This window comes from Streptomyces sp. NPDC031497, from assembly GCF_055580905.1.
Genome location: NZ_JBVIKO010000004.1, coordinates 414,518 through 437,562, shown reverse-complemented (window position 1 = coordinate 437,562; position 23,045 = coordinate 414,518). Strand labels below are relative to the sequence as shown.

Annotated in this window: 25 protein-coding genes; 12 read left to right on the top strand and 13 right to left on the bottom strand. The window is 70.7% G+C overall.

All coding sequences use genetic code 11. The features are described from left to right. Positions 1 to 169 precede the first annotated feature (169 nt). The gene (locus ACZ5K7_RS10640; RefSeq protein ID WP_351709213.1) at positions 170 to 670 is read right to left on the bottom strand and encodes a hypothetical protein; all 501 of its coding nucleotides are present in this window, start codon (positions 668 to 670) and stop codon (positions 170 to 172) included. Positions 671 to 707: 37 nt separating this feature from the next. On the opposite strand from ACZ5K7_RS10640, the gene ACZ5K7_RS10635 reads away from it, so the two are divergent. Beyond that, positions 708 to 2,117: a M1 family metallopeptidase gene (locus tag ACZ5K7_RS10635; RefSeq protein ID WP_468912436.1), complete on the top strand. Its 1,410-nt coding sequence runs from the start codon at positions 708 to 710 to the stop codon at positions 2,115 to 2,117. A gap of 6 nt (positions 2,118 to 2,123) precedes the next feature. Here the strand turns inward: ACZ5K7_RS10635 and ACZ5K7_RS10630 are convergent, their stop codons facing one another. Together ACZ5K7_RS10630 and ACZ5K7_RS10625 are read right to left on the bottom strand one after the other, a co-directional pair. Continuing rightward, positions 2,124 to 2,651: a GNAT family N-acetyltransferase gene (locus ACZ5K7_RS10630; RefSeq protein WP_351711291.1), complete on the bottom strand. Its 528-nt coding sequence runs from the start codon at positions 2,649 to 2,651 to the stop codon at positions 2,124 to 2,126. A 125-nt stretch (positions 2,652 to 2,776) separates the two neighbouring features. After that, positions 2,777 to 3,724 carry a DUF2218 domain-containing protein gene (locus ACZ5K7_RS10625; protein WP_468912434.1) on the bottom strand — a complete coding sequence of 316 codons (948 nt, stop codon included), beginning with the start codon at positions 3,722 to 3,724 and terminating at the stop codon, positions 2,777 to 2,779. A 116-nt stretch (positions 3,725 to 3,840) separates the two neighbouring features. On the opposite strand from ACZ5K7_RS10625, the gene ACZ5K7_RS10620 reads away from it, so the two are divergent. After that, positions 3,841 to 4,422, top strand: coding sequence for an ArsR/SmtB family transcription factor (locus tag ACZ5K7_RS10620; protein ID WP_468912432.1), 582 nt, complete (start codon positions 3,841 to 3,843; stop codon positions 4,420 to 4,422). A 49-nt stretch (positions 4,423 to 4,471) separates the two neighbouring features. On the opposite strand, the gene ACZ5K7_RS10615 is transcribed toward ACZ5K7_RS10620, so the two are convergent. The 3 genes from ACZ5K7_RS10615 to ACZ5K7_RS10605 form a co-directional block, all read right to left on the bottom strand. Then, on the bottom strand, positions 4,472 to 5,083 hold the full coding sequence (locus ACZ5K7_RS10615; protein WP_468912430.1) for a Uma2 family endonuclease: 612 nt from the start codon (positions 5,081 to 5,083) through the stop codon (positions 4,472 to 4,474). A 52-nt stretch (positions 5,084 to 5,135) separates the two neighbouring features. After that, positions 5,136 to 5,990 carry a helix-turn-helix domain-containing protein gene (locus ACZ5K7_RS10610; protein WP_351711295.1) on the bottom strand — a complete coding sequence of 285 codons (855 nt, stop codon included), beginning with the start codon at positions 5,988 to 5,990 and terminating at the stop codon, positions 5,136 to 5,138. Positions 5,991 to 6,247: 257 nt separating this feature from the next. Beyond that, positions 6,248 to 6,622, bottom strand: a complete 375-nt coding sequence (locus tag ACZ5K7_RS10605) for an ATP-binding protein (protein ID WP_351711446.1) — start codon at positions 6,620 to 6,622, stop codon at positions 6,248 to 6,250. A gap of 192 nt (positions 6,623 to 6,814) precedes the next feature. Here ACZ5K7_RS10605 and ACZ5K7_RS10600 point away from each other — a divergent pair, with 192 nt between their 5' ends. Together ACZ5K7_RS10600 and ACZ5K7_RS10595 are read left to right on the top strand one after the other, a co-directional pair. Next, a complete protein-coding gene (locus ACZ5K7_RS10600) occupies positions 6,815 to 7,672 on the top strand; it encodes a helix-turn-helix domain-containing protein (RefSeq protein ID WP_468912427.1) in 858 nt (285 codons plus the stop codon). Continuing rightward, on the top strand, positions 7,669 to 7,968 hold the full coding sequence (locus ACZ5K7_RS10595) for a DUF397 domain-containing protein (protein ID WP_468912425.1): 300 nt from the start codon (positions 7,669 to 7,671) through the stop codon (positions 7,966 to 7,968). The genes ACZ5K7_RS10600 and ACZ5K7_RS10595 overlap by 4 nt, the downstream gene beginning before the upstream one ends. 64 nt (positions 7,969 to 8,032) lie before the next feature. Here ACZ5K7_RS10595 and ACZ5K7_RS10590 read toward each other — a convergent pair whose 3' ends face one another. Further along, positions 8,033 to 8,608: a TerD family protein gene (locus ACZ5K7_RS10590; protein ID WP_351321485.1), complete on the bottom strand. Its 576-nt coding sequence runs from the start codon at positions 8,606 to 8,608 to the stop codon at positions 8,033 to 8,035. A 181-nt stretch (positions 8,609 to 8,789) separates the two neighbouring features. Here ACZ5K7_RS10590 and arfB point away from each other — a divergent pair, with 181 nt between their 5' ends. Further along, complete coding sequence (gene arfB, locus ACZ5K7_RS10585; protein ID WP_351711301.1) at positions 8,790 to 9,218, top strand: alternative ribosome rescue aminoacyl-tRNA hydrolase ArfB; 429 nt, start codon at positions 8,790 to 8,792, stop codon at positions 9,216 to 9,218. Positions 9,219 to 9,459: 241 nt separating this feature from the next. On the opposite strand, the gene ACZ5K7_RS10580 is transcribed toward arfB, so the two are convergent. Beyond that, positions 9,460 to 10,032, bottom strand: a complete 573-nt coding sequence (locus ACZ5K7_RS10580; protein WP_468912422.1) for a flavin reductase family protein — start codon at positions 10,030 to 10,032, stop codon at positions 9,460 to 9,462. Between the two features lie 316 nt (positions 10,033 to 10,348). On the opposite strand from ACZ5K7_RS10580, the gene cdgB reads away from it, so the two are divergent. Together cdgB and ACZ5K7_RS10570 are read left to right on the top strand one after the other, a co-directional pair. Beyond that, the gene (gene cdgB / locus ACZ5K7_RS10575) at positions 10,349 to 11,998 is read left to right on the top strand and encodes a diguanylate cyclase CdgB (RefSeq protein WP_351711306.1); all 1,650 of its coding nucleotides are present in this window, start codon (positions 10,349 to 10,351) and stop codon (positions 11,996 to 11,998) included. Between the two features lie 118 nt (positions 11,999 to 12,116). After that, a complete protein-coding gene (locus ACZ5K7_RS10570; RefSeq protein ID WP_351711308.1) occupies positions 12,117 to 13,073 on the top strand; it encodes a carbohydrate-binding protein in 957 nt (318 codons plus the stop codon). Here ACZ5K7_RS10570 and ACZ5K7_RS10565 read toward each other — a convergent pair. Beyond that, the gene (locus tag ACZ5K7_RS10565; RefSeq protein WP_351711310.1) at positions 13,070 to 13,999 is read right to left on the bottom strand and encodes a 1-phosphofructokinase family hexose kinase; all 930 of its coding nucleotides are present in this window, start codon (positions 13,997 to 13,999) and stop codon (positions 13,070 to 13,072) included. The two genes, ACZ5K7_RS10570 and ACZ5K7_RS10565, sit on opposite strands and share 4 nt — an antisense overlap. Positions 14,000 to 14,072: 73 nt before the next feature. Beyond that, positions 14,073 to 14,813 carry a GbsR/MarR family transcriptional regulator gene (locus tag ACZ5K7_RS10560; protein ID WP_351711312.1) on the bottom strand — a complete coding sequence of 247 codons (741 nt, stop codon included), beginning with the start codon at positions 14,811 to 14,813 and terminating at the stop codon, positions 14,073 to 14,075. Between the two features lie 232 nt (positions 14,814 to 15,045). On the opposite strand from ACZ5K7_RS10560, the gene ACZ5K7_RS10555 reads away from it, so the two are divergent. Both ACZ5K7_RS10555 and ACZ5K7_RS10550 read left to right on the top strand, forming a co-directional pair. Then, complete coding sequence (locus ACZ5K7_RS10555) at positions 15,046 to 15,711, top strand: DUF4097 family beta strand repeat-containing protein (RefSeq protein ID WP_468912418.1); 666 nt, start codon at positions 15,046 to 15,048, stop codon at positions 15,709 to 15,711. Positions 15,712 to 15,812: 101 nt separating this feature from the next. After that, positions 15,813 to 16,631: an alpha/beta fold hydrolase gene (locus tag ACZ5K7_RS10550; RefSeq protein WP_351711316.1), complete on the top strand. Its 819-nt coding sequence runs from the start codon at positions 15,813 to 15,815 to the stop codon at positions 16,629 to 16,631. A gap of 64 nt (positions 16,632 to 16,695) precedes the next feature. Here the strand turns inward: ACZ5K7_RS10550 and nagA are convergent, their stop codons facing one another. After that, positions 16,696 to 17,964, bottom strand: coding sequence for an N-acetylglucosamine-6-phosphate deacetylase (gene nagA / locus ACZ5K7_RS10545; RefSeq protein ID WP_351711318.1), 1,269 nt, complete (start codon positions 17,962 to 17,964; stop codon positions 16,696 to 16,698). Then, the gene (locus ACZ5K7_RS10540; protein WP_351711320.1) at positions 17,964 to 18,902 is read right to left on the bottom strand and encodes an ROK family protein; all 939 of its coding nucleotides are present in this window, start codon (positions 18,900 to 18,902) and stop codon (positions 17,964 to 17,966) included. The genes nagA and ACZ5K7_RS10540 overlap by 1 nt, the downstream gene beginning before the upstream one ends. A gap of 108 nt (positions 18,903 to 19,010) precedes the next feature. Here ACZ5K7_RS10540 and ACZ5K7_RS10535 point away from each other — a divergent pair, with 108 nt between their 5' ends. The 3 genes from ACZ5K7_RS10535 to otsB all read left to right on the top strand — a co-directional run bounded on the left by ACZ5K7_RS10535 (position 19,011) and on the right by otsB (position 21,513). Further along, the gene (locus tag ACZ5K7_RS10535) at positions 19,011 to 20,294 is read left to right on the top strand and encodes an ABC transporter substrate-binding protein (protein WP_468912415.1); all 1,284 of its coding nucleotides are present in this window, start codon (positions 19,011 to 19,013) and stop codon (positions 20,292 to 20,294) included. Positions 20,295 to 20,311: 17 nt separating this feature from the next. Next, positions 20,312 to 20,545: a DUF3263 domain-containing protein gene (locus tag ACZ5K7_RS10530; protein WP_468912413.1), complete on the top strand. Its 234-nt coding sequence runs from the start codon at positions 20,312 to 20,314 to the stop codon at positions 20,543 to 20,545. Between the two features lie 119 nt (positions 20,546 to 20,664). Continuing rightward, positions 20,665 to 21,513: a trehalose-phosphatase gene (gene otsB, locus ACZ5K7_RS10525; protein ID WP_468912411.1), complete on the top strand. Its 849-nt coding sequence runs from the start codon at positions 20,665 to 20,667 to the stop codon at positions 21,511 to 21,513. 50 nt (positions 21,514 to 21,563) lie between these two features. Here otsB and ACZ5K7_RS10520 read toward each other — a convergent pair whose 3' ends face one another. Then, on the bottom strand, positions 21,564 to 22,988 hold the full coding sequence (locus ACZ5K7_RS10520) for an alpha,alpha-trehalose-phosphate synthase (UDP-forming) (protein ID WP_468912409.1): 1,425 nt from the start codon (positions 22,986 to 22,988) through the stop codon (positions 21,564 to 21,566). Positions 22,989 to 23,045: the final 57 nt, after the last annotated feature.

The following is a 23,045-nucleotide window of genomic DNA, read 5'->3' as shown; positions in this document are numbered from 1 at the left end:
AGGCGTCTTTTCCGCTGTCGCCTGCCTGTCGCTGCGTCCGCACGGAGTCAACGTAAAGGCGCCCGGGCCAGGCGGAACGTCTTCCGTCGACTCCCGCCCCACTTGTCACTCCCGGCTCTTCGGGCGGTCAACGTCCGTACACCCGGGCGTCGTTCGGCGGCCCAGGAGGTCAGGAGAGTCTCGGGAAACGGGCCTGGAGCGTCCAGATCGCCGGGTTGTCGGCCAGGCCCTCGTGCATGTCGGTCAGGTCGGCGATCAGATCGTGCAGGAAGTCCCGTGCCTCCCGGCGCAGTTCGGCGTGGGAGAAGCTGAGTGGAGGCTCCTCGGCCGGCATCCAGTCCGCCTCGACGTCCACCCAGCCGAAGCGGCGTTCGAAGAGCATGCGGTCGGTGGACTCGGTGAAGTCGAGTTCCGCGTGCTGGGGCCGGGCGGCCCGGGATCCCGCCGGGTCGCGGTCGATCCGCTCCACGATGTCGCACAGCGCCCACGCGAAGTCGAGCACCGGCACCCATCCCCAGGCTGTGGACAGCTCCCGGTCCGCCTTGGTGTCCGCGAGGTAGACGTCCCCGCAGAACAGGTCGTGGCGCAGCGTGTGGACGTCCACCCGCCGATAGTCGGTCTGGGGCGGGTCCGGGAACCGGTTGGAGAGGGCGTAGCCGATGTCGAGCACGTCGTCGATGGTGTCATGGCGTCCTACGATCACGTGCGTGCCCCGATCCGCGCTCGCATTCCCGTCCGCCATCCCGTCCGTCCTGCCGTCCGTCCTGCTCTGCCTCACGCTGGCCGCGTGCGACGGCGGGGTCCACGGCACCCCGGGCGGCACGGGCGTCCACGACCCGTACTTCCCGAAGGCGGGCAACGGCGGTTACGACGTGAGCCACTACGCCCTGGACCTCGGCTACGACCCCGGCACCCGCCGCCTCACCGGCACCGCCGTGATCACCGCCCGGGCCGGCCAGGACCTGTCCGCCTTCGACCTCGACCTCCGGGGGCTGCACGTCGACTCGGTCACCGTCGAGGGCAGGGCGGCCCGCTGGAACCGGGCCGGCCAGGAGCTGACCGTCCGCCCGCACGACGACCTGGACAAGGGCGAGACCTTCGCCACGACCGTGCGCTACTCGGGCCGCCCCGAGACGATCACCGACCCCGACGGCTCCAAGGAGGGCTGGCTGCGCACCGCGGACGGTGCGCTCGGCCTCGGCGAGCCGGTCGGCGCCATGGCCTGGTTCCCCGGCAACCACCACCCCTCCGACAAGGCGTCGTACGACATCACGGTCACCGTGCCGAAGGGCCTCCAGGCCGTCTCCAACGGGGAGTTGAAGAGCGAGACGACGAGGAACGGCCGTACGACCTTCGTCTGGCACACCGCCGAGCCGATGGCGAGCTACGTCGCCACGGTCGCCGTCGGCCACTACACGGTGACCCGCTCCACCCTCTCCGACGGCCTGCCGGTGTACACCGCCGTCGACCCGACGCAGGTGAAGGCGAGCCGGGCGGTACTGGCGAAGCTCCCCGAGATCATCGAGTGGGAGGCGTACAACTTCGGCCCCTACCCGTTCTCCTCCACCGGCGCGATCGTCGACCGCCCGGCGGACTCCGGGTACGCCCTGGAGACCCAGAACCGGCCCGTCTTCCCCGGCGCCCCGGACACCGCGACCCTCGTCCACGAACTCGCCCACCAGTGGTACGGCGACTCCGTCACCCCGAAGACCTGGCGGGACATGTGGCTCAACGAGGGCTTCGCGACCTACGCCGAGTGGCTGTGGGACGAGGACCACGGAGGCCCGAGCGCCCAGGAGACCTTCGACAAGACCTACGCCACCCCCGCGGACGACTCGACCGTCTGGGGGTTCCCGCCCGCGAAGCCGCCGAGCGCCGCGTACGTCTCGGAGCCGCCGGTGTACGACCGGGGTGCGATGGTCCTCCAGAAGATCCGCCAGAAGGTCGGCGACGACACGTTCTACGACATCATCCAGGGCTGGGCCGCCACCCACCGCCACGGCAACGCGAACACGGCCGAGTTCACCGCGTACGTCGAGAAGAAGGCCCCCGGCAAGGACTTCGGCGCGATCTGGAAGGACTGGCTGTACGGCGACGGCAAGCCGGCCCGGCCGTAGCTCTCCTCAGGCCCCCGGCGTACCCAGCTCCTTGCGCAGCACCGCACACGGCCGCCCCAGCTGACGGTCCGGGCGATGGCCGATCACCTCGTACCCGAGGGCCGTCCAGAAGGCGAGCCCCTTCGGGTTGTTCTCCAGCACGGCGAGCCGTAGGGCGTCCCGCCCCGCCGCCCGGAACCTCTCCTCGACGCCCTCCGCGATCCGCCGCCCGTATCCCCGCGCCCGCGCCCCCGCGTCCACCATCAGCAGCCCGATCCACGGATCCGGGTCGGCGGGGTCGGGGTGCCGGGCCAGCGTGACGGCCATCCCGACCAGCCGCCCCTCGGCTCGCGCCAGCAGTACCTCCACGTCCGGGTTCGCCAACTCGTCGGCCAGCGCACCGGCCACCTGCTCCGGCCGGATGTCGTCCGGATCCGGAAAGTCCCCGCTGAGCGCCTGGAACTCCCGATCGGAGGCGTACAGCGCGGTGAGCTCGGTGAGGAGCGGGCCCGGGATGTCGTGGTCGGGGGTGAGGGGGAGCGGGGCGAGGATCATGTCGGCAACCTATCCGGCCGGTCCGGGCCTCAGCTGGACATCGGAGAGACATGCCCCGGCTCAGGTGCGGCCGTCCGTCGGCGAGTTCGCCCCGTGAGGCCGGGCAGTCGCGTGCGGGTCGTCTGTCAGCGGCGTCGGGCGATGGTCACCCCGTCGCGTACCGGCAGCATCACCGAGTCCACCCGTTCGTCGATCGCGATCAGGTCGTTCAGCCGCCGCACCGCCAGGTGGTCCGCCCGCTGGTACGCGGGGTCGAGGACGCGGCCGCCGAGGAAGACGTTGTCCAGCACCACCAGCCCGCCGGGGCGCAGTCGGCGCACGACCTCCTCGTAGTACGCCGGGTAGTGGTCCTTGTCGGCGTCGATGAACGCGATGTCGATGACCGGCTCGGCGTCCAGCGCGCGCAGCGTCTCCAGCGCGGGGGCTATACGCAGGTCGATCCGGTCGGCGACGCCCGCGCGCTCCCAGTACGGCCGGCCGATCGAGGTCCACTCCTCGCTGACGTCGCAGGCGAGCAGCCGGCCGCCGTCGGCCAGGCCGCGGGCGATACAGAGGGTCGAGTAGCCGGTGAAGACGCCGACCTCGACCGCGAAACGGGCGGTGGTCAGCCGGGTCAGCATGGTGAGCAGCGCGCCCTCGTCGGAGGAGACCTGCATGTGCGCGGCACCGGCGGTGGCCTCGCGGGTGGCGACGGCCAGCTCCCCGAGGACGTCGTCGGCCGGTGTGTGGTGGCTGAGCAGGTACGCGTCGACGGCGGGGGCGATGGGCTCCAGCTCGCCGCCGTCGATGGGGGCGGTCCACTCGACGGCGAGCTCCTCCTGGGCGGCGAACCGCACCAGGTGACGGGAGATCACGTCCTGTACCCGGGCCAGCGACTCGGCGTCGACCGCGGAGGCGGTCAGCTCCAGCCGGTCCGGGGTGGTCGTGAGGGTGCAGGTCCCGGAGGCGACCGTGATCGTGCCGCGTCCGTCGGGGGTGAGCGCGGTGGTGGCCTTGTGGCCCATGTGCGAGACGAGCTGCTTGAGGTAGCGGGCGGAGCGGGTGGTGGTGACACGGGCCGTGGCGAGGGGCATCGGACTCCTTGGGTTCCCGGTTAAGCGACGAGATTCCTCGCCACTTTCTCGACACTGGATTCTGTGCCGACGCGGCGAGGTTGTCAAAAGCGTTTAGATTCGTGGACACTTTCGCCATGCCAGAAGATCAGCCACCACCGCGCGGGACCGCCGCCGACCGGGAGCAGGGCCTCCACGGCGAGGAGGGCCACCTCGTGCTGAGCTCGGCCGAGCAGTTCAAGGCCCTCGGGCATCCCGTGCGCCACCGCATGGTCAACGCGTTCCGCCAGCGCCCCGCGACGCTGCGCCAGCTCGCCGACGCGCTGGGGATGAGCAAGGGGACCATCGGCTACCACGTACGAGTGCTTCGCGAGGCCGGACTGGTCAGGCTCGCCGAGACCCGCCAGGTGCGCGGCGGCACCGAGCAGTACTTCGCGCTGGTCAGCAAGAGCTTCAAGTTGCACCAGGACGCGGCGGCCGGCCCGGAGTTCCTCATCAACGCCGCGCTCGGCGAGATGCTGCCGGACGGGCCCGGTCAGGCCTCGCACACCACGCTGCGCCACCTCTGGCTCACCGAAGCCGAAGCGCGCGCCCTTGAGCTCCGACTACACGCGATGGCCGCCGAGCCGCATCCCACGGACCCGGCACATGGCGAGCCGTACGGGTTGCTGGTCAGCCTCTTCCGCGCCGACGTGCCCAGCCTGCCGCCGGACGACTAGCACTGACCGCACGCGGGTGCCGGCTGTCGCCGGTCACAGTCGCACCCGCTCAGTGCTGCTCGCCAGTCCTGTCCTTGTAGCGCGGCAGGTTGTCGGTCGGGATGGTCCAGTCGGCGATGGTGACGTCCTCGCCGTAGACGAAGTCCTGGCGGGTGGCGTAGCGGGGGCCTTCAGGGGTGGGGCGGATGTCGGTGAGGACGGCGCCGGTGCCGGTGCGGGGGTCGAAGACCGCGTAGACGGGGATGCCGATCAGGGGGTAGTCACGCATCTTGGTGACCCAGTCGTTCTCAGGGTTGGAACGGGAGACAACCTCGATGGCGGCGATGAGGGTGTGCGGATCGATGGAGCCCTCGACGTTCAGGTCTTCCCACGCGATCACCATCACGTCGGGGTGGCGCATGATCCCTTCTGGCGCGTCCTCCACGTCCGGTGTGCCGTTGTGCGCCAACAACTCGTCCGGCATGGTCCTCTCCAGGCGGCGGCTGATATGGGCTGCCGTCACTTCGTGTGGTCCCCCCGGAGACAACATGTCGTGGACGATTCCTTCCTTGGTGATCTCGAATTTGCCAGGCAGTGAGTCGTCCATGGACTGAACGAGTTCCCGCATGGCTCGATAGACATGGGAGGCGCCCTGCTGCGCGTCGTCCGGTGCGATGGTCATGGCGCTCGCTCCTCGTCGTCTGCGCCCAGGGGCAAGGATCGTCGCTTTCATGCTAGGTCTCCTCCGGGAGATCGGTTCGGCAGTCACGGCAGAGTCCAGGTGCCGGCGAGCGGAAGCCTCGGTCGCAGCTGTCGCAGTTGTGGATCCGGGTGGGCACGGCTGGTGGCGGAGCCGGTGCGCGGAAGGGCGGTGGCGCGGGCAGCCGGTCCGTCAGACGGTGGGCCAGGAGGGCGGCGGGCCTGTGGAGCGGCTCGGTCGGCAGGTCTGCGGTCAGGGCGTGCCGTACGGCGCTGGGGGCGACGTCGCGTTCCAGCCAGGCGGCGACTCCGGGGGCCAGGTGGGCCGCGTCGACGGCCGACAGCAGTAACCGTGAGTCGTGGCGGCGGAGGGCCGCGAGTAGATCCAGGGCCTGCTGGAGCAGCGCGGGGGAGGGGCAGGCCGGGCGTGGCACGGGTGGGAGGGCTTTGCGGGCGGGCTTCTGCGGTGCCTTCGGTCGTACCGACGCTTCGGTCTGGCGGGCGCGGCTGCGGTGGCCGGGCTGGTTGCAGGAGATCGTGCGGGTGATGATGCGGCCGTCGGGCACGCGCTCGCGTTCGCGCCGGAGATAGCCCTCGGCCTCCAGCTCGCGCAGCGCGGCGCCGATACGGTCCCTGCCCTCCGGGAAGCGGGCCGCCAGGCTCTTGATGTCCACCCGGGCGCCCTTGGGGAGCGACTGGATGTGCACGCCGAACCCGATGGCGAGCGCCGAGAGGGTGGGGTGCTGGGCGAGGTGGTTGCCGATCACCACGAAGTGGGAGGTGTGGCGGGAGTTGTCGTGCATGAGGCCGCCGGACCCCCGGTTCGGGTGCTTCTTGGCGGCAACACGGGACTCGGCGCACGAGGGCGCGCTAGGGTTTTTCGTATCCATCGGGAAGGGTTCGTCTTCCTGGGTGGTTAGGCCCTCGCACTGGGATTGCCCGTCCCGGCGAGGGCCGAAGTTTTTCTGCGGTTGTTGCGCCGAGCGTAGGGCACGCAACCCTCCTCAAATCCAGCCGAGTTGGGCATATTCACTCGCGGGAGTGACTCTGCGCGACGGGCGGGAGGGGTGGGGCTTGGCGGGAGTTCTTTCTCCCCGTCGTTCCTTAGGTGGTGACGTCCCTCGGGACCGAAGCCCGCGTTTCCGGGCTACGGCGACACCCCGATCTCGGCCCACACCGTCTTGCGCGGCGACAGCCCCGGGGCCACGCCCCACTTGTCGGCCAGCGCCTCCACGAGGACGAGACCTCGGCCCGACTCGGCGTCCGGTGAGGGGGGTCGGGTGTGCGGCGTGCGGTCACCGCGGGTGTCCGTGACCTCGATCCGCAGGGTGTCCCCCACGACGTAGAGCGTGAGGCCGAAGTCGCGTCCCGGCACCCGCCCGTGCGTCGCCGCGTTCGCCGCCAGCTCGGCCACGATCTGCCTCGCCGGATCCAACGGCAGCCCCCAGGCACGCAGTTGCTCGGCGGCCAGCAGTCGTGCCAGGCGGGCGCCCCGGGGCGTGGACGAGAGCCGCAGGCTCATGTTGCGGACGGGGGTGGAGATTTCATCGTTCACGTCACTCAGCGTGGCCGGGCATGCATACCGTGACCAGTGACGAAGCCCTTGCGTACGGTGACTGTCCGGTGCTTGTCCAGTGCTGTCCTGGCTGTCGGTCGCGGTCGTACGGGTAGGGGCGGTCGCGGGTACGGGCGTACGGCACAAAGGGGTTGAGGGATGAGCGTGGACAGTGGCGAGGTGACCGAGCCGGGCTGGGAGGTCGACCCGGACGACGACTGGGGCGTGGCGGTCATCGCCACCGTCGGGCGTCAGCTGAAGCTGCGGCGGGAGGCGGTGGGGATGCGCGCCGCCGAGTTCGGGGAGGTGGTCGGCTACGGCGAGGACATGGTCTACAAGGTCGAGGGCGGGAAGCGGATTCCCCGTCAGGAGTACCTGAACCGGGCGGACGAGGTCCTTGGCGCGGGCGGGCTGATCTCGGCGACCTGGGAGGACGTGAAGAGGGTCCGGTATCCGAAGAAGGTGCGGGAGCTTGCCAAGTTGGAGGGGCAGGCGGTGGAGATCGGGGTGTATGTGTGCAACAGCATCAGCGGGCTGTTGCAGACCGCTGAGCATGCGCGCGCCCTGATCGAGGCAGCCCAACCGCCGTACTCGCCGGACGACGTGGAGCGCATGGTGACCGCTCGCTTGGCTCGGCAAGCGGTCTTGGAACGGGACCCGGCTCCGTCGCTTCACTTCGTGCTGGAAGAGACCGTGCTGCGCCGACCGGTCGGAGGCACAATGGTTCAACGGCAGCAGCTCGAACGCCTGCTGGAGGTGGGGCGCTTGCGAAACGTCACCCTTCAGATCATGCCGACGGTCACCGATGCCCATCCTGGGCTGGACGGCAGGATCGAGCTACTGAAGTTCCCCGACGGAACGGCTGTAGGACGCGCTGAAGGCATGTTCAACGGGCGCCCGACCACCGATCCGAAACAGCTTCGTGTCATCGAGCTGCAATATGGCACCATCCGGGCGCAGGCGCTCTCCCCTAGGGAATCGTCGGCCTTCATCGAACAACTGCTGGGAGAAACATGATCCGCAAGGCCTCCGCCGGGGACATCGCCGACCTGGCGTGGTTCAAGAGCAGCTACAGCGACGGCACTAACGGAGAGTCCTGCGTAGAAGTAGCCCTGGCCTGGTTCAAGAGCAGCTACAGCGACGGCCCCGAGGGCGACAGCTGCCTCGAAATAGCCCCCACCCCCACCACCATCCACATCCGCGACTCCAAGTACGCGTACACGCACACGCCCACCACCCCCGGCCCCCGGCTCGCTCTCGCCCCCTCCGCCTGGGCGGCCTTCGTGTCGTACGCGTCCGCGCCCGTGAAGTGAGCGGAAGCCGGGAGCCCCCGGCCGCAACCACCCGGCCAGGGGCTCCCGCCAAGCGCAGCGACCGTCAGACGTTGACGCCGAAGTCCTGGGCGATGCCGACCAGGCCGGACGCGTAGCCCTGGCCCACCGCGCGGAACTTCCACTCCGCGCCGTTGCGGTACAGCTCGCCGAAGACCATCGCCGTCTCCGTCGCCGCGTCCTCGGAGAGGTCGTAGCGGGCGATCTCGGCGCCGCCGGCCTGGTTGACGATGCGGATGTAGGCGTTGCGGACCTGGCCGAAGTTCTGCGAGCGGGTCTCCGCGTCGTAGATCGAGACCGGGAAGACGATCTTGTCGATGTCGGCCGGGAGGGCCGCCAGGTTGACGTTGATCGCCTCGTCGTCGCCGGCGCCTTCACCCGTGCGGTTGTCGCCCGTGTGGACGATCGTGTTGTCCGGGGTCTGCTTGTTGTTGAAGAAGACGAAGTGGCCGTCGGAGTAGACCTTGCCCTGCGTGTTGACCGCGATCGCCGAGGCGTCGAGGTCGAAGTCCGTGCCGGTGGTGGTGCGGACGTCCCAGCCGAGGCCCACGGTGACGGCGGTCAGGCCTGGAGCCTCCTTGGTGAGCGAGACGTTGCCACCCTTGGACAGGCTTACAGCCATGGTCGGGAGTCCTTTCCCTCGTTTGCGTACGGCCGTGCGGCGTACGGGCTTGAAGCTACAGCTACCCCTATGAACGCGACGAGGGGTACCGAAGGTTCCAGGTCGCTTTACTTTCTTTGCCAAACGGGTGATGCGCGATAATCGCGTGACGTGCGCCGGTCAGACGCGCGACCATGGGGGCATGTCCGGTCCGTATGTCATCCGTGGCTCCGTCTCGCTCCCCGAGGCCGAGCTCAACTGGCGTTTCTCGCGGTCGTCCGGGCCGGGCGGGCAGCACGTCAACACCAGTGACTCGCAGGTGGAGCTGCGCTTCGACCTCGCCAACACCGAGGCCCTGCCACCGGTGTGGAAGGAGCGGGCGCTGGCACGGCTGGCCGGGCGGCTCGTCGACGGCGTGGTCGTCGTGCGGGCGTCCGAGCACCGCTCCCAGTGGCGCAACCGTGAGACCGCCGCGGTGCGTCTCGCGACCCTCCTTGCCGAGGCCAGCGCACCCCCGCCCAAGCCCCGCACACCGACCCGCATCCCGCGTGGCATCAACGAACGCCGGCTGCGCGAGAAGAAGCAGCGCTCGGACACCAAGCGGGGCCGCTCGGGCCGCGACTGGTCTTGACGGCCACCCTTTGAACTTTCCCCAGAACTTCCCCGCGGTGAGATCAACATGAGCTCACCGGGATTCTCGGTCGCGACCAGCCGGCCATCGCCCGGCACGGGTCATGTCTTTCACATTCGTTCGCGATCGCATCGCATCGCATCGCTTCGATCGCTTCGCATCGATCGCGGCGTCTCGCATCGCGTCCCGGATCGGCCTTTCGGCACGTGCCCGCGGAAATTGAAAAACAGACCGCGCGGTTTCATTCCAGCTGCCGGTATCGGCCCCGGAAATACATCAGCGGTCCGCCTTCCGCGCTCGGCAGTTCGGCGGTGAGGACGCGGCCGATCACAAGGGTGTGGTCCCCGGCCGCCACCCGCTGCTCGGTGCGGCACTCCAGGGTCGCGAGGGCGCCGCCGACCAGGGGCGCGCCCGAGGCCTCGCCGCGCACGTACGGAATGTCCTCGAAGAGCAGGCGGTCGCTGATGCGGCCCTTCATCGCGAAGCGGCCGGCGATGTGGCGCTGGCTCTCGGTCAGCACGGAGACCGCCCACCGCGGCTGTTCGTCGAGCAGGTCGTCCATTCGGGAGCCCTCACGCAGGCTGACCAGCACCAATGGCGGGTCGAGCGACACCGACATGAACGCCGTGGCGGTCATGCCGACGTCCTCGCCGGTCGGCGCCAGCGGGTCGTCCGGGTCCAGCGACGGCTCCTGCGCGGTCACCAGGACCACGCCCGCGGCCAGCCGGGCCAGGGCCGCCTTGAACGCTTCGTTGCTCACCCCCACAGCATGCCCGGTGGCTTCTGCGGCGGTGAGGGAGGGAGTCTTCAGCACGCCGGAAACGCTAATCTCGGCTCTTGCGCGCCCGCATCGGCCATCGGCCCGAGCCGGGTCCTAGGACCAAGGGCGGGGTGAAAGCTCGTAACGTGCATCATGTGCACACACCCACAAAGGCTGTGTTCAGTAAACGCACAGGGAAAACGCAGAAACTCCACGCAATTGCTCACGTTCTCCTGTGACTTGAGTCACAAGGGGCATTTATTGTTGACCCTGTGTACCGAGTGGGCAGCGCGCTGTGATTCAGTGGCAGGGAAAAGTAGCGCCGAAGCAGACCCTTGATTCGCTGCGAGGTCTCGGGGGGAGGGCGAACATGGAGACCGAGTCGGAACCCTACGTCCGTCTTGCGTCCCTGCGACAACTGCATCAGGTCATGGCCGACATGAACACGGCCCGCAGCCTGGCGGACACCCTGCAGACCGTCGCCGACGGCGTGATCACCGCCCTCGGGTTCGAGATGGCGTGCGTGAACCTCGTACGCCCCGACGGCGATCTCGTGGTCGCGGCCCTCTCCGGCAACTCCGCCGCCGAGGCCCTGATCACCGGCCGGGTCGGCTCCCGTGACTCCTGGGACCGGCGGTTGAACATGGGCGAGAAGTGGGGCGACCTCGTCTTCATACCGCACACCGAGGGCTGGGTCCTCGACGACGACGACGTCCCGCAGTGGTACACCGACGGCCCCGCGCCCCGCTTCGAGGACGAGTGGCACCCCTCGGACCGGCTCTTCGCCCCCATGTACACGCCCGGCATCTCGGGCAGCTCCTGCGGCGAACTGCTCGGCGTGATCTCCGTGGACCGCCCGCGCAACGGCCGGCACCCCGGCGCCTGGGGCCGCGAGGCCCTGCAGATGTACGCCTTCCAGGCCGCGATCGCGATCAGCAACGCGCGTCTACGTGCGAACATGCAGCGGGCACTGGTCAGGCTGGAGCGCGAGCAGCAGGCCCTGCGCGCCAGCGAGGAGTCCTTCCGGCAGGCCTTCGAGTACGCCCCCTCCGGCATGGCGATAGCCGAGATGGGCGGCGACCAGCACGGCCGAATACTCCGCACCAACGACGCCCTGTGCCGCCTGCTGGGCCGCCCCGCCTCCGCGATGCGCCGCTACTCCTTCTCCGACCTGGTCCACCCCGAGGACATCGGCACCCTGCTGCGTACGTCGGCGGAGGGCGGCCGCGCGGAACTCCGCCTCGGCCGCCGCGACGGCACCTACGTCTGGGTCTCGCTCCGCAACTCCGTGGTCGCCGACGCGGCCGACGGGCCCCGTTTCCTCCTCACCCACGTCGAGGACATAGAGGAGCGCAAGCGCCGCGAGCTCCAGCTCGCCCACCGCGCCTCCCACGACTCCCTCACCGGCCTGCCGAACTCCGCCGAGCTCCGCTCCCGCCTCGCCTCCCGGCTCTGCCGGCGCGCCGACAGCGACGGCCTGGAGTCCCTGGACGCGGCCTACGGCCACCCCGCCTACGACGCCAACGGCCACGGCTTCGACTTCGCCGCGTCGACCCAGTCGTACGACGGCTTCGACCACCATGTGCACACCGTCGCCCCCGAGGACGGCCGAGACGACGGCGCCAAGGGGCTCGCGGTGCTCTTCTGTGACCTCGACGGCTTCAAGTCGATCAACGACCGGTTCGGGCACAACGCGGGCGACGCGGTCCTCATCGAGGTCGCCCGGCGGCTCAGCCGGGGGGTGCGCGACGGGGACACGGTGGCCCGTCTCGGCGGCGACGAGTTCGTGATCCTCGCCGACGGGCTCGGCAAGGCCGACGCCCAGGACCTCGCCGTACGCCTGCGCAACGAGATCATCCAGCCGATCCGCGCCGAGGGCCGGGCCGTCCGGGTGGGCGCCAGCTTCGGCATCGGGTGGGCGCACTGCGGCATGACGGCGGACGAAGTCCTGAAATCCGCCGACGAGCGGATGTACGTAGAGAAACGATCTCGTCCCAAACAACATCGCCGCGCCGGATGATCCGCAGGTCATCGCATTGATGCGGTCTGAGTCACCCGTTTGGCTCAGTCAGACCGGGTAGGCTCGACTCTCAATACCTGTACCGCATCCGCCCGCACCTGTTGAGGAGTACCAAGGGATGACGCCCGGCGACAACGGCGCGAGCACGCCCGAGGACGACGACCCGTTCGGCTACCTGTACGCCGACGGCCAGGCCAGAGGGGCCCAGCCGCCGTCCGGCTCCGGTGGCTACGGCTACCCGAACGCGGTCAGCAGAGTGCGCTCGGTCGGTGAGCGCACGTACGGCGGACAGCAGCAGGCACCGCAGTACGGCGGCGGCCAGACCATCCCGCAGCAGCAGCCCGGCGCCGGCGGCTACGGGCAGCAGCCGTCCGCGGCCTACCAGGCCCCGGAGACCTTCCCGGGCGGCGCGCCGACCGGCCGCCAGCAGATGCCGTCCTCCGGCCGCGGCCGGGGCCCGAACACCAAGGGCCTCCTCATCGGTGCCATCGCGGTGGTCGCCGCGGTCGTCATAGGCATCAGCGTCGCGATGATGAACGGCAACTCGGACGACGACAAGGCGAGCGGCGACGCCTCCCCTTCCGTGTCCGCGTCCCAGAGCGCCTCACCGTCGCCGTCGAGCACCAGCTCGGCGTCGACGTCCGGCGATATCGCGCCGGTCGACGCGAAGACCTTCCACCTGGACGGCGGCGCGAGCACGGCCTCGGACGTCAAGGGCGCGAAGTCCGACGGCGGCATCTACGTCACCAACTTCAGCCAGACCGGCGCCGGCGTCACCTGGACGGTCAACGGCATCCCGTCGGACGGTCTCTACACCGTCTACGCGCACTACAGCGCCGTACAGGACGAGAGCATGACGCTGTCCATCAACGGCAAGACGTTCGGCAGCAAGTTCCCCCTGGACAACTACACGGGCCAGAGCGACCCGACCAAGGCCTGGACGACCAGCTACACGTACCCCACCCTCACCAAGGGCACCAACGTCATCTCCCTGTCCTGTCAGAGCGGCGACAGTTGCGACGTCCTGCTGGACCAGATGTGGCTGAGGCAGGGCAAGCACACGAACAAGGACTAAGCGGCCGCAGGCCCACCGGTCACCGTGACCTGGCCGAGCAGCTTCTCGTAGGTCGTGCGGTCGAACTCCCCGGCCGCCGGGGCCCGTACCGTCGCCGCCGACAAGGCCACCGCGCGGGACAGGCGGTCCGGCCAGGGGAGTTGCCCGACCAGGCCGGACAGCAGGCCGGCGACCGCTGAGTCACCCGCGCCGGTCGGGTTGCCGTGCTCCCGGGCGGGCGGGACGGCATGCCAGCGGCCCTCCGGGGTGAGCGCCAGCAGGCCCTGCGGGCCCAGTGAGGCGACGACCGTCCGCGCCCCGCGTCGGCGGGCGTCCTGGGTGGCGCGTGCCGGGTCGTGGGATCCGGTGAGTTCGGCCAGTTCGACGGCGTTCGGCTTGACCAGGTCCGGGCGGGCGGCCACCCCGCGCCGCAGCGGCTCCCCGCTGGTGTCGAGGAGGACGGGGACAGCGGCGGCCCGCGCGCTCTTTATCAGCCCCGCGTACGCGCCCACCGGCACTCCCGGCGGCAGGCTCCCGCACAGCGCCACCGCCGAGGCGCCGGGCAGCAGTTCCTCATAGTGGTCGAGGAAGGCGCCCCATTCGGCGGGGGTTATCTGCGGGCCCGGCTCGTTCAACTGGGTCGTGTCACCGGTCAGTTCGTCCACGACCGCGATGGTGCGACGGGTCGGCCCGCTGACCGTCAGCAGCGCGTCCCGCACCCCCGGCACCCCGGCGAGCCGCTCCCGTACCGTGTGTCCGGTGGCGCCGCCCGCGAAGCCGGTGACCGTCGTCTCGTGCCTCAGCGCGGCCAGCACCCGGGCCACGTTCACGCCCTTGCCGCCCGGCCGTTCGGTGACGTCCGAGACGCGGTGCGAGGTGTGCGGGCGCAGTGCGCCGACCCGGTAGGTGATGTCGAGAGCGGTGTTCAGCGTGACCGTGAGGATCACCGGGGGACCTCCCTCGCGCGTGCCCGTGCCGTCCGTCGGGGGCCTCGATCATGCCAAACAGACGGCGACCGGCCTAGAGTTGCCGTCCCTCGGGGGAGGTTGCCCCGGGTTTGGTGTGGAGTACCTCGCGGGCCTGTTCCGCGGCGCGGGCGATGCTCTCACTGACGAAGTCGAGGAAGCGGGCGACGTTCTCCAGGCGGGTGGCGGCCGGGGTGCCGGGGACGAGGACGCCGACGCCCTGCCGTGCGATCTCCACCATCTGGGCGGTGGAGCGGGCGCTGGCCATCATCGACTGGTACCAGATGTCGTCGTCGACGATGTAGCGCTCCCGGCGTCCCTCGCCCTGTTCCCGGCGGGCGAGGCCTTGGCTCTCCAGGAACGCGATCGCCTTGGAGACGGACGCCGGGCTGACGTTCAGGCGCTCGACGAGTTCGGCCGCGGTGAGGCTGCCGGTGTCGGTGAGGGTGAGGGAGGCCATGACGCGGGCGGGCATCGTCGTCATGCCCGAGGCCATCATGACGGTGGTCAGGGTCTCCTCGTACGCGCGCACGGCCTCGGGGTCGCGTCCGTGGGCCGGCAAGGGCGCCTCGGTCCCTCGGGGCGCGGTCTGCCCGCGTCGGTGGGCGCGGCGTTCGGTGGCGCGGTGGGCCAGGTCGGCACGGTAGTCGGTGGGACCGCCATTGCGCATGACCTCGCGGGTGACCGTCGAGGTCGGGCGGTCGAGGCGTCGGGCGATCTCGGCGTAGGCGAGGCCGTCGGCCAGTCCCAGCGCGATCTGCTGGCGTTCCTGCTGGGTGAGCCTGCCTCCCGGCATCGCGGTCTCCTTCGTGCCCCTCGACGGTCCCTGTGGCCTCCAGCATAGCGTTCACTTCCAGGTCATTGCAACGAGCGCATGACCATCGTTGCATTCATCTCGAAAGCCAATGCAACACTTTCCCGGCTCTGACCTGTATTTATGGCGATTGCGCGCAACGAGTCTGTTGCCTGAGCAGTGAATGCAACGTAGCTTTTCGTTCATCGGAAACGACGAGTCACAGGAGAGCGTGATGCAGAAGTTCGCCACCCCCGCCACCATCTCGGCCGTCCTGGAGATCCCCGCCGGACGCATCCAGTTCATCGCCGCGGACCGCGCCGACACCACCGTCGAGGTCCGGGCCGCCGACCCCGCCAAGAGCCGTGACGTCAAGGCCGCCGAGCAGACCACCGTCGCCTACGCCGACGGCGTCCTGCGGATCACCGCCGCGGCCTCCGGCAACCAGCTCTTCGGCCCGTCCGGATCGGTCGAGGTCACCGTCCAGCTGCCCGCCGGCTCCCGTGTCGAGGCCAAGACGGCAGGCGCCGAGCTGCGCGGCGTCGGACGCCTCGGTGACGTCGTGATCGAGGGCGCGTACCGGCAGATCAAGATCGACGAGGCCGCGGACGTCCGCCTCACCGCACTCGACGGCGACGTCGAGATCGGCCGGCTGGGCGGTCCCGCGGAGATCAGCACCACGCGGGGCGACATCCGGATCGCCGAGGCCGTACGCGGCGCGGTCGTGCTCCGCACCCAGGACGGCGACATCTCGGTCGGCGCCGCCGCCGGCGTCTCGGCCGCCCTGGACGCCGAAACCGGCTACGGCCGCGTCAGCAACTCCCTCAAGAACGACGGCACCGCCGAACTCGACATCCGCGCCACCACGTCCCGCGGCGACATCACCGCCCGCAGCCTCTGAGGAAGCTGCACCAGGACCACCCCGGCAGGGCCCCGCCGCCGATCCACGTGCGGGGCCCGCGGGAGCCGTACCCGACACGCTCACACGAACAGGGAGCAGACATGGCGAAGAACAGCACTTCCGCGGCCGGTTCGCAGTGGACCGGCATGGTGCCGGTCGACGACACGGCCCTGGCCGTCACCGACAGCGGCGGCAGCGGTATCCCGGTGGTCTACCTCAACGGCCAGTTCGCCACGCAGGGGTACTGGCGGCGGACCGTCGCCGCACTGGGCCCGCAGTGGCGGCACATCACCTACGACGAACGGGCTCGCGGCAGGAAGTCGGGGCGCTCGGCGGACTACTCCTTCGAGGCCGCCGTGCGGGATGTCGATGCAGTGCTCGCGGCCAGAGGTGTGGACCGCGCGCTGGTGGTGGGCTGGTCCTACGGGGCGGTCGTCGCGGCGCACTGGGCCGCCCGTAATCCGGCACGTGCCCTGGGCGCGGTCCTGGTCGACGGAGCCGCACCGCACGACTGGCTCGACGAGGCCATGGAGCAGCGGATCCGGAAGCTGTTCCGGCGGATGGGCTGGTTCATGCCGCTGCTGCGCCCGACGGGCCTGACCCCGCGGATGAACCCCGCACAGATGGCGGACTCCAACATCGAGCTCGGCAGGCTCTCCCGCGCACGCGAGCTGGGCCCCGTGCTGGACGGCATCACCGTCCCGGTGCGGTACGTGCTTGCCTCCGGGTCCTCCCTCGGCAGCAAGGGCGACGAGCAGGAAGAGATCCGCGCCAGCCTCGACCAGGTGTTCGAGCGCAACCCGAACCTCCGGCTGAGCGCGAAGGTCGCCAGCAATCACGGCGCGATCCTGAAGAAGGACTTCCAGGCCGTCGCCGACGCCGTGCGCGAGGTCGCCGCCCTCGACCACGAGGGGCGCTGACGGTGCGATCAGCGGCTTGACCCGGACGGCCCCGCCACCACATCGAGGTGGCGGGGCCGCCGCTTCAGCGAACGGCGACCGACGGCAGCTCCGGTACGACCACCCACGCGCCCTGCCGCATCACGCCCTTCAGCGTGAAGTCGGCGTCCAGGACGAGCAGGTCGGCGTCCTTGCCGGGCTCCAGGGAGCCGACGCGGTCGTAACGGCCCAGCAGCCGGGCCGGGTTGGCGGACAGCGCGGCGACGGCGTGCTCGACGGGCAGCCGGTCCACGGTCACCGCCCGCCGCAGCGCGCGGTCCAGGGTCAGCGTGGACCCGGCGATGGAACCGCCCTCCACCAGCCGGGCGACCCCGTCGGTGACCTCGACCTCCAGCGGGCCCAGGAGGTAGCGGCCGTCACCGCTGCCGGCCGCGTCCATGGCGTCCGTGATGAACGCGACCCGGTCGGGGCCCGCGTGATGGAAGGCCAACTGCAGGGCGGCCGGGTGGAGATGGGTGCCGTCGTTGATCAGCTCGACGGTCACCCGCTCGTCCTCCAGGAGGGCGGCGATCGGGCCGGGGGCGCGGTGGCCGATCTGCGGCATCGCGTTGAAGAGGTGGGTGGCGACCGTGGCGCCCGCGTCGATGGCCTCCAGCGTCTGCTCGTACGACGCGTCCGTGTGGCCGACGGCGGCGATCACGCCCTGCTCGGCGAGCAGCCGTACGGACTCGATGCCGCCGGGGAGTTCGGTGGCGAGCGTCACCATGCTGGCGTGGCCGCGCGCCGCGTCGACCAGCTTGCGGACCTCCGCCGGGTCCGGGTCGCGCAGCAGCGCCTCGGAGTGGGCGCCCTTGCGGCACGGGGAGATGAACGGGCCCTCGAAGTGGATACCGGCGATCTCCCCCTGCTCGGCCAGCTCCGAGAGCAGGCCGGCCTGGCGGGCGAGGACGTCCATGTCGTCGGTGACGGTGGAGACGACCAGGGTGGTGGTGCCGTGCGCGCGGTGCGTGTGGACGCCGGTGAGGACCTGCTCCGCGGTGCCGGAGCTGAAGGAGGCTCCGCCGCCGCCGTGGTTGTGGATGTCGACGAATCCTGGCAGGAGCCAGTGGCCGGTGACGTCGATGACCTGGGCGTTTTCCGGGGCGGTGGCGGCGATTTTCGTGCCGTCGACGACCACTTGGCCCTTGTCGACGACTCCGGTCGGGAGGACTACGCGGGCGCCGTCGAGGACCAGGCCGTTCGACCCCGGCTGCGGGTGCGTGGGGGCTGGTCGCGCCCACGCGGCGGTAGCCGCAGATTCAGCACTGCCCCGCGCCCCTGAGGGGGCGCTGTTGTGCGGCTCGTTGGCGGCCATCAGGGGGTTACCTCCGGAGTTGTCGTCGCTAGTAGGTCCTGGGCGAGCAGGCCCGCCCCCAAACAGCCGGCCGTGTCTCCCAGTGCCGCCGGGACGATCGCCGGCAGTTTCTGGAAGGTCACCCGGCTCTGTACGGCCTCCCTCAGGGGCTCGAACAGCACATCCCCGGCCTCCGCCAGGCCGCCGCCGATGATCAGGACACGCGGGTCCAGCAGGGTCAGGGCCGTGACGAGGCCGTCGGCCAGGGCGGCCACCGCCTCCCGCCAGACCCGGACGGCGTTCGGGTCGCCGGACGTGACGGACTTCGCGCAGTCGGCCGCGTCCGCGTCCGGGTCACCGGTCGCCCTCGCCCACGCCTCGCTCACCGCGGCCGCCGACGCGTACCGCTCCAGACAGCCGCGCTGCCCGCACGGACACGGCGCGCCCTGCGGTCGTACGACGATGTGGCCGATCTCGCCCGCGAAGCCGTGCGCGCCCGACTCCACCCGGCCGTCCAGGCCGAAGCCGCCCGCGATACCGGTGCCGAGCGCCACGAAGAAGAAGCGGTCCGCACCCTGGCCCGCACCGAGCCGGCCCTCCGCCAGGCCGCCGGTGCGCACGTCGTGGCCGAGGGCGACCGGGATGCCGAGGCGCTCGGCGAGGAGGGCGCGCAGGGGTACGTCGCGCCAGCCGAGGTTGGCCGCGTAGACGGCGATGCCGTTCGGCTCGTCGACTATGCCGGGTACGGCGAGGCCGGCCGCGGCCGCGCCCTCGCCGAAGTGCTTCTCGCCGTACGCGTACAGGTCGGCGGCGAAGTCGAGGATGGCGGCGACGACGGCCTCGGGGCCGCGGTCGCGGCCGGTCGACCGGCGGTCCTGGTGGAGCAGCTCGCCGTCCGGCCCGACCAGCGCGGCCTTCATTCCGGTGCCGCCCACGTCCAGGGCGATGACATGTCTCACGGGAACAGTGTGGCCCGCCGACCCGTAAGAGGTCTAGTCCACTTGCGTGGTGTAGACCTTGTGGTTCGAGATATTGAACGGCGAGACAGTTGGACAGGGGTAGTTCACGTGCGGCGGCGTAGGGCAGGAATGATCGCGGTGGTGTCCGCAACGGGCATGACGGCGGTTCTTGGTGGCTGTGGGACGACCGGATCCTCGGACGTCACCCTCAGACTCGTCGCAGCCGACTACGGAGACTCCGCCGCCAACAGCTCCCAGAAGTACTGGGACAAGCTGGCCAGGGCGTACGAGGCCAAGCACTCCGACGTGAAGGTCGACGTCACCGTCTACTCGTGGAACGACGTCGACCGCAAGGTCAAGGACATGGTCGCCGCAGGGAAGGCGCCCGACCTGGCGCAGATCGGCTCGTACGCCGACTACGCGGCCGCCGGCAAGCTGTACGAGGCCGGGGAGCTGCTCTCCATCCCGGTGCAGGCCGACTTCCCCTCCCAGCTCGCCGAGGCGGGCCAGTGGAACCACGCGCAGTACGGCATACCCTTCGCCGCGTCCACGCGCGTCCTCTTCTACAACAAGACCCTCTTCACCGAGGCCGGCATCACCCCGCCCACCACGTGGAAGGAGCTGGCGGCCGACGCGCAGGCGCTCAAGGAGCACGGGGTGAAGTACCCGTACGCGCTGCCGCTCGGCCCCGAGGAGGCGCAGGCGGAGACCATGCAGTGGCTGCTCAGCGGCGGCAGCGGCTACACCGACGACATCGGCACGTACACGATCGACTCCGCGCAGAACATCGACACCTTCACCTGGCTCAAGGACGAGCTGGTGGGCAAGGGCCTGACCGGACCGACGGCGCCCGGAAAGCTGAACCGCGCGACCGCGTTCGCCGCGTTCGCCGACGGCCAGGTCGGCATGCTCAACGGCCACCCCACGCTCATCAAGCAGGCCGAGAAGAAGGGCGTGAAGTTCGGCACGGTCCCGATGCCGGCCCGCGCAGGCCAGACCGCCACCACCGCCTCCATGGGCGTCACCGACTGGATGGTGGCGTTCAGGCAGAACGGCCACGCGGAGCAGGTCGGCGACTTCCTCGACTACGTCTACAACGAGAAGAACGTCCTCGACTTCTCCCGCGAGTACGGTCTGCTGCCGGTCACCACGTCCGCGTCCCAGACGATGACCGACTCCCCGACGGCCCAGGACAAGCAGCTCCTCCCCTTCCTGGAACAGCTGCCGACCTCCGAGCTCTACCCGGCCGGCAAGACCTCCTGGGCCGCGATCAGCGCCGACGTCAAGAAGCAGATAGGGACCGTGGTCACGTCGACGGGCGACCCGACCGCGGTGCTCACCCGGATCCAGTCCGAGGCCGCGGCGGCGGACAGCCGTACGACGACGGGCTGAGCGTTACGGTTCTCGGCATGGACCGGCAAGAACTGGGCGCACGCGAGCAGACGATCCTCGCCCTGGAACGCCGGGGCTTCCCGAGCCCCGGCGCGAAGGAACGGGCGATCCGCGAGGAACTGGACCTGGCGCCGGTCCGCTACTACCAGCTCCTCAACGCCCTCCTCGACGACGAGCGGGCGCTGGCCCACGACCCGGTGACGGTGAACAGGCTGCGGAGGGTGCGGGACGCGCGGCGGGGGGACCGCTGACGGGGGCTGTGGGCCGCTGGGATCTGCGGGCCGGTGGGGGCTGGGCGCGCCCACGCGGTGGAGCCGCATATGGATACAGCCCCGCGCCCCTCAAGGGGCGCTCGGATACTGTCGGCCATATGGGCACCCACTCCACGGAACCCCTTCCGACCCCTCGCACCCCCGCCGGTCGCGACGGCCTCGCCGCTCTTCTCTCGCGGCCACGCTCCGCGCTGATCGGCCTCGACTTCGACGGGACCCTCGCGCCGATCGTCGCCGACCCGGAGCAGGCGCGGGCTCACCCGGACGCCGTACCGGCCCTGGCCGCCCTCGCGCCGAAGGTGGCCGCCGTCGCCGTCATCACCGGCCGCCCCGCCGAGATCGCCGTCCGCTACGGCGGCTTCGCCGGTGTCCCCGGCCTGGACCACCTCGTCGTCCTCGGCCACTACGGCGCCGAGCGCTGGGACGCGGCGACAGGCGAGATCACCGCGCCCCCGCCGCACCCCGGCATCGCCGCCGTCCGCGCCGAACTCCCGGCCGTCATCGACGGCGCGGGGGCGCACGGCACCTGGATCGAGGACAAGGGCCGTGCCGTGGCCGTCCACACCCGCCGGGCCGACGACCCCCAGGCCACCTTCGAGTCCCTCCGCGCCCCCCTGACCGACCTGGCCACCCGCCACGCCCTGATCGTCGAACCGGGCCGCCTGGTCCTGGAACTGCGTCCCCCGGGCATGGACAAGGGAGTGGCACTGCGCGAGTACGCGAGGGAGATCGGCGCGGGCACGGTCCTCTACGCAGGCGACGACCTGGGCGACATCCCGGCCTTCGCAGCCGTGGAGAAACTACGGGCGGAAGGCGTCCCGGGCCTCCTGGTATGCAGCGGCAGCGAGGAGGTCACCGAGCTCGCGGAGCGGGCCGACCTGGTGGTGGACGGCCCGGAGGGAGTAGTACGGCTCCTGAAAGGCGTAGCTGAGCAAAGCGCCCCGTAAGGGGTGCGGGGAACTGCGCGGCAAGCCCCCACCGGGCCCGCGCGTGCCCCTCATTCCCGCAGTGCCCCCAACTGCTCAAGAAACCAGGCCGCCGGCGGCAACGCCGTAGCCGCCGCAGCGAGCCGCTTCGTCCGCTCCGCCCGCTCCTCCACCCCCATGGCCAACGCCTGCTGCAAAGCCTCGGCCGTCCCCCCGATGTCGTACGGGTTCACAACGATCGCGTCCTCGCCCAGCTCCTCGTACGCCCCCGCCTCCCGCGAGAGCACCAGCACGCACCCCTCGTCCGACACCACCGGCATCTCCTTGGCGACCAGGTTCATGCCGTCCCGGATCGGGTTCACCAAGGCCACGTCGGCCAGCCGGTAGGCCGCCAGCGAGCGGGCGAAGTCGTCCTTCACATGCAGCACCACCGGCGTCCAACCTGCCGTCCCGTACGCCGAGTTGATCTCGTCCGCGACCCGCTGCACCTCGGCCGTGTAGTCGCGGTACACCGCGAGGTCCTGCCGCGACGGATACGCGAACGCGACGTGCACCACCCGCTCCCGCCACTCGGGGTGGTCGTCGAGCAGCTGCCGGTACGCCAGCAGCCCCCGCACGATGTTCTTCGACAGCTCGGTCCGGTCCACCCGGACGATCGTCCTGCGGCCCTCGCCGATCTCCTCCCGCAGCGCCCGCATCCGCTCGTCCACGTCCGGCTCGTGCGACCGCTTCCGCAGGAACTCCGCGTCGGCCCCCAGCCCGTGCACCCCGATCCGGGTATCCCCGGCCGCCGGGATCCCCGGGCCCAGCACCGCGTGACAGCAGGCCACGAACGCGTCCGCCCACCGCCGGGTCAGGAACGCCGCGTGATCGGCGCCCAGGATCCCGCCGAGCAGCTCCGCCGCGATGTCGTCGGGGAGCAGCCGGAAGTAGTCCGGCGGGGCCCACGGGGTGTGGGAGAAATGGCCGATACGGAGATCCGGCCGCAGCCGCCGCAGCATCCGCGGGGCCAGCGCCAGGTGGTAGTCCTGGATGACGACCACCGCACCCTCGCCCGCCTCCTGCGCCAGCGCCTCGGCGAACGCCTGGTTGTAGGCCTGGTACGACGCCCACCGCCGCCGGAACTCCGCGTCGAAGACCGGCTCCAGCGGGGTCTGGTAGAGCATGTGGTGGACGAACCAGAGCACCGAGTTCGCGATGCCGTTGTACGCGTCGGAGAACACGTCCGGGTCGATGTCGAGCATCCGGACCTGCTGCCCGCCGGTGTCCCCGGCCGGCAGCCGGCCGCCCTCGGCCCGCCGTACCGCCTCCCGGTCTCCGTCGCTCAGCGCCGCGCACACCCACACCGCGTTCGCGTCCGGCCCGATCGCCGACAGCCCCGAGACCAGCCCGCCGCCACCCCGCTTGGCGTGCAGCGCACCGCCTTCGCCCACTTCATACGAAACCGGGCCGCGGTTGGACGCGACCAGCACCTCAGCACCGCCGGTGAAAGCCATACGCCACAACCTAGCCCGGCCCGGAAACGCTCAAACGTACGGCCGTGCCCGACGCGC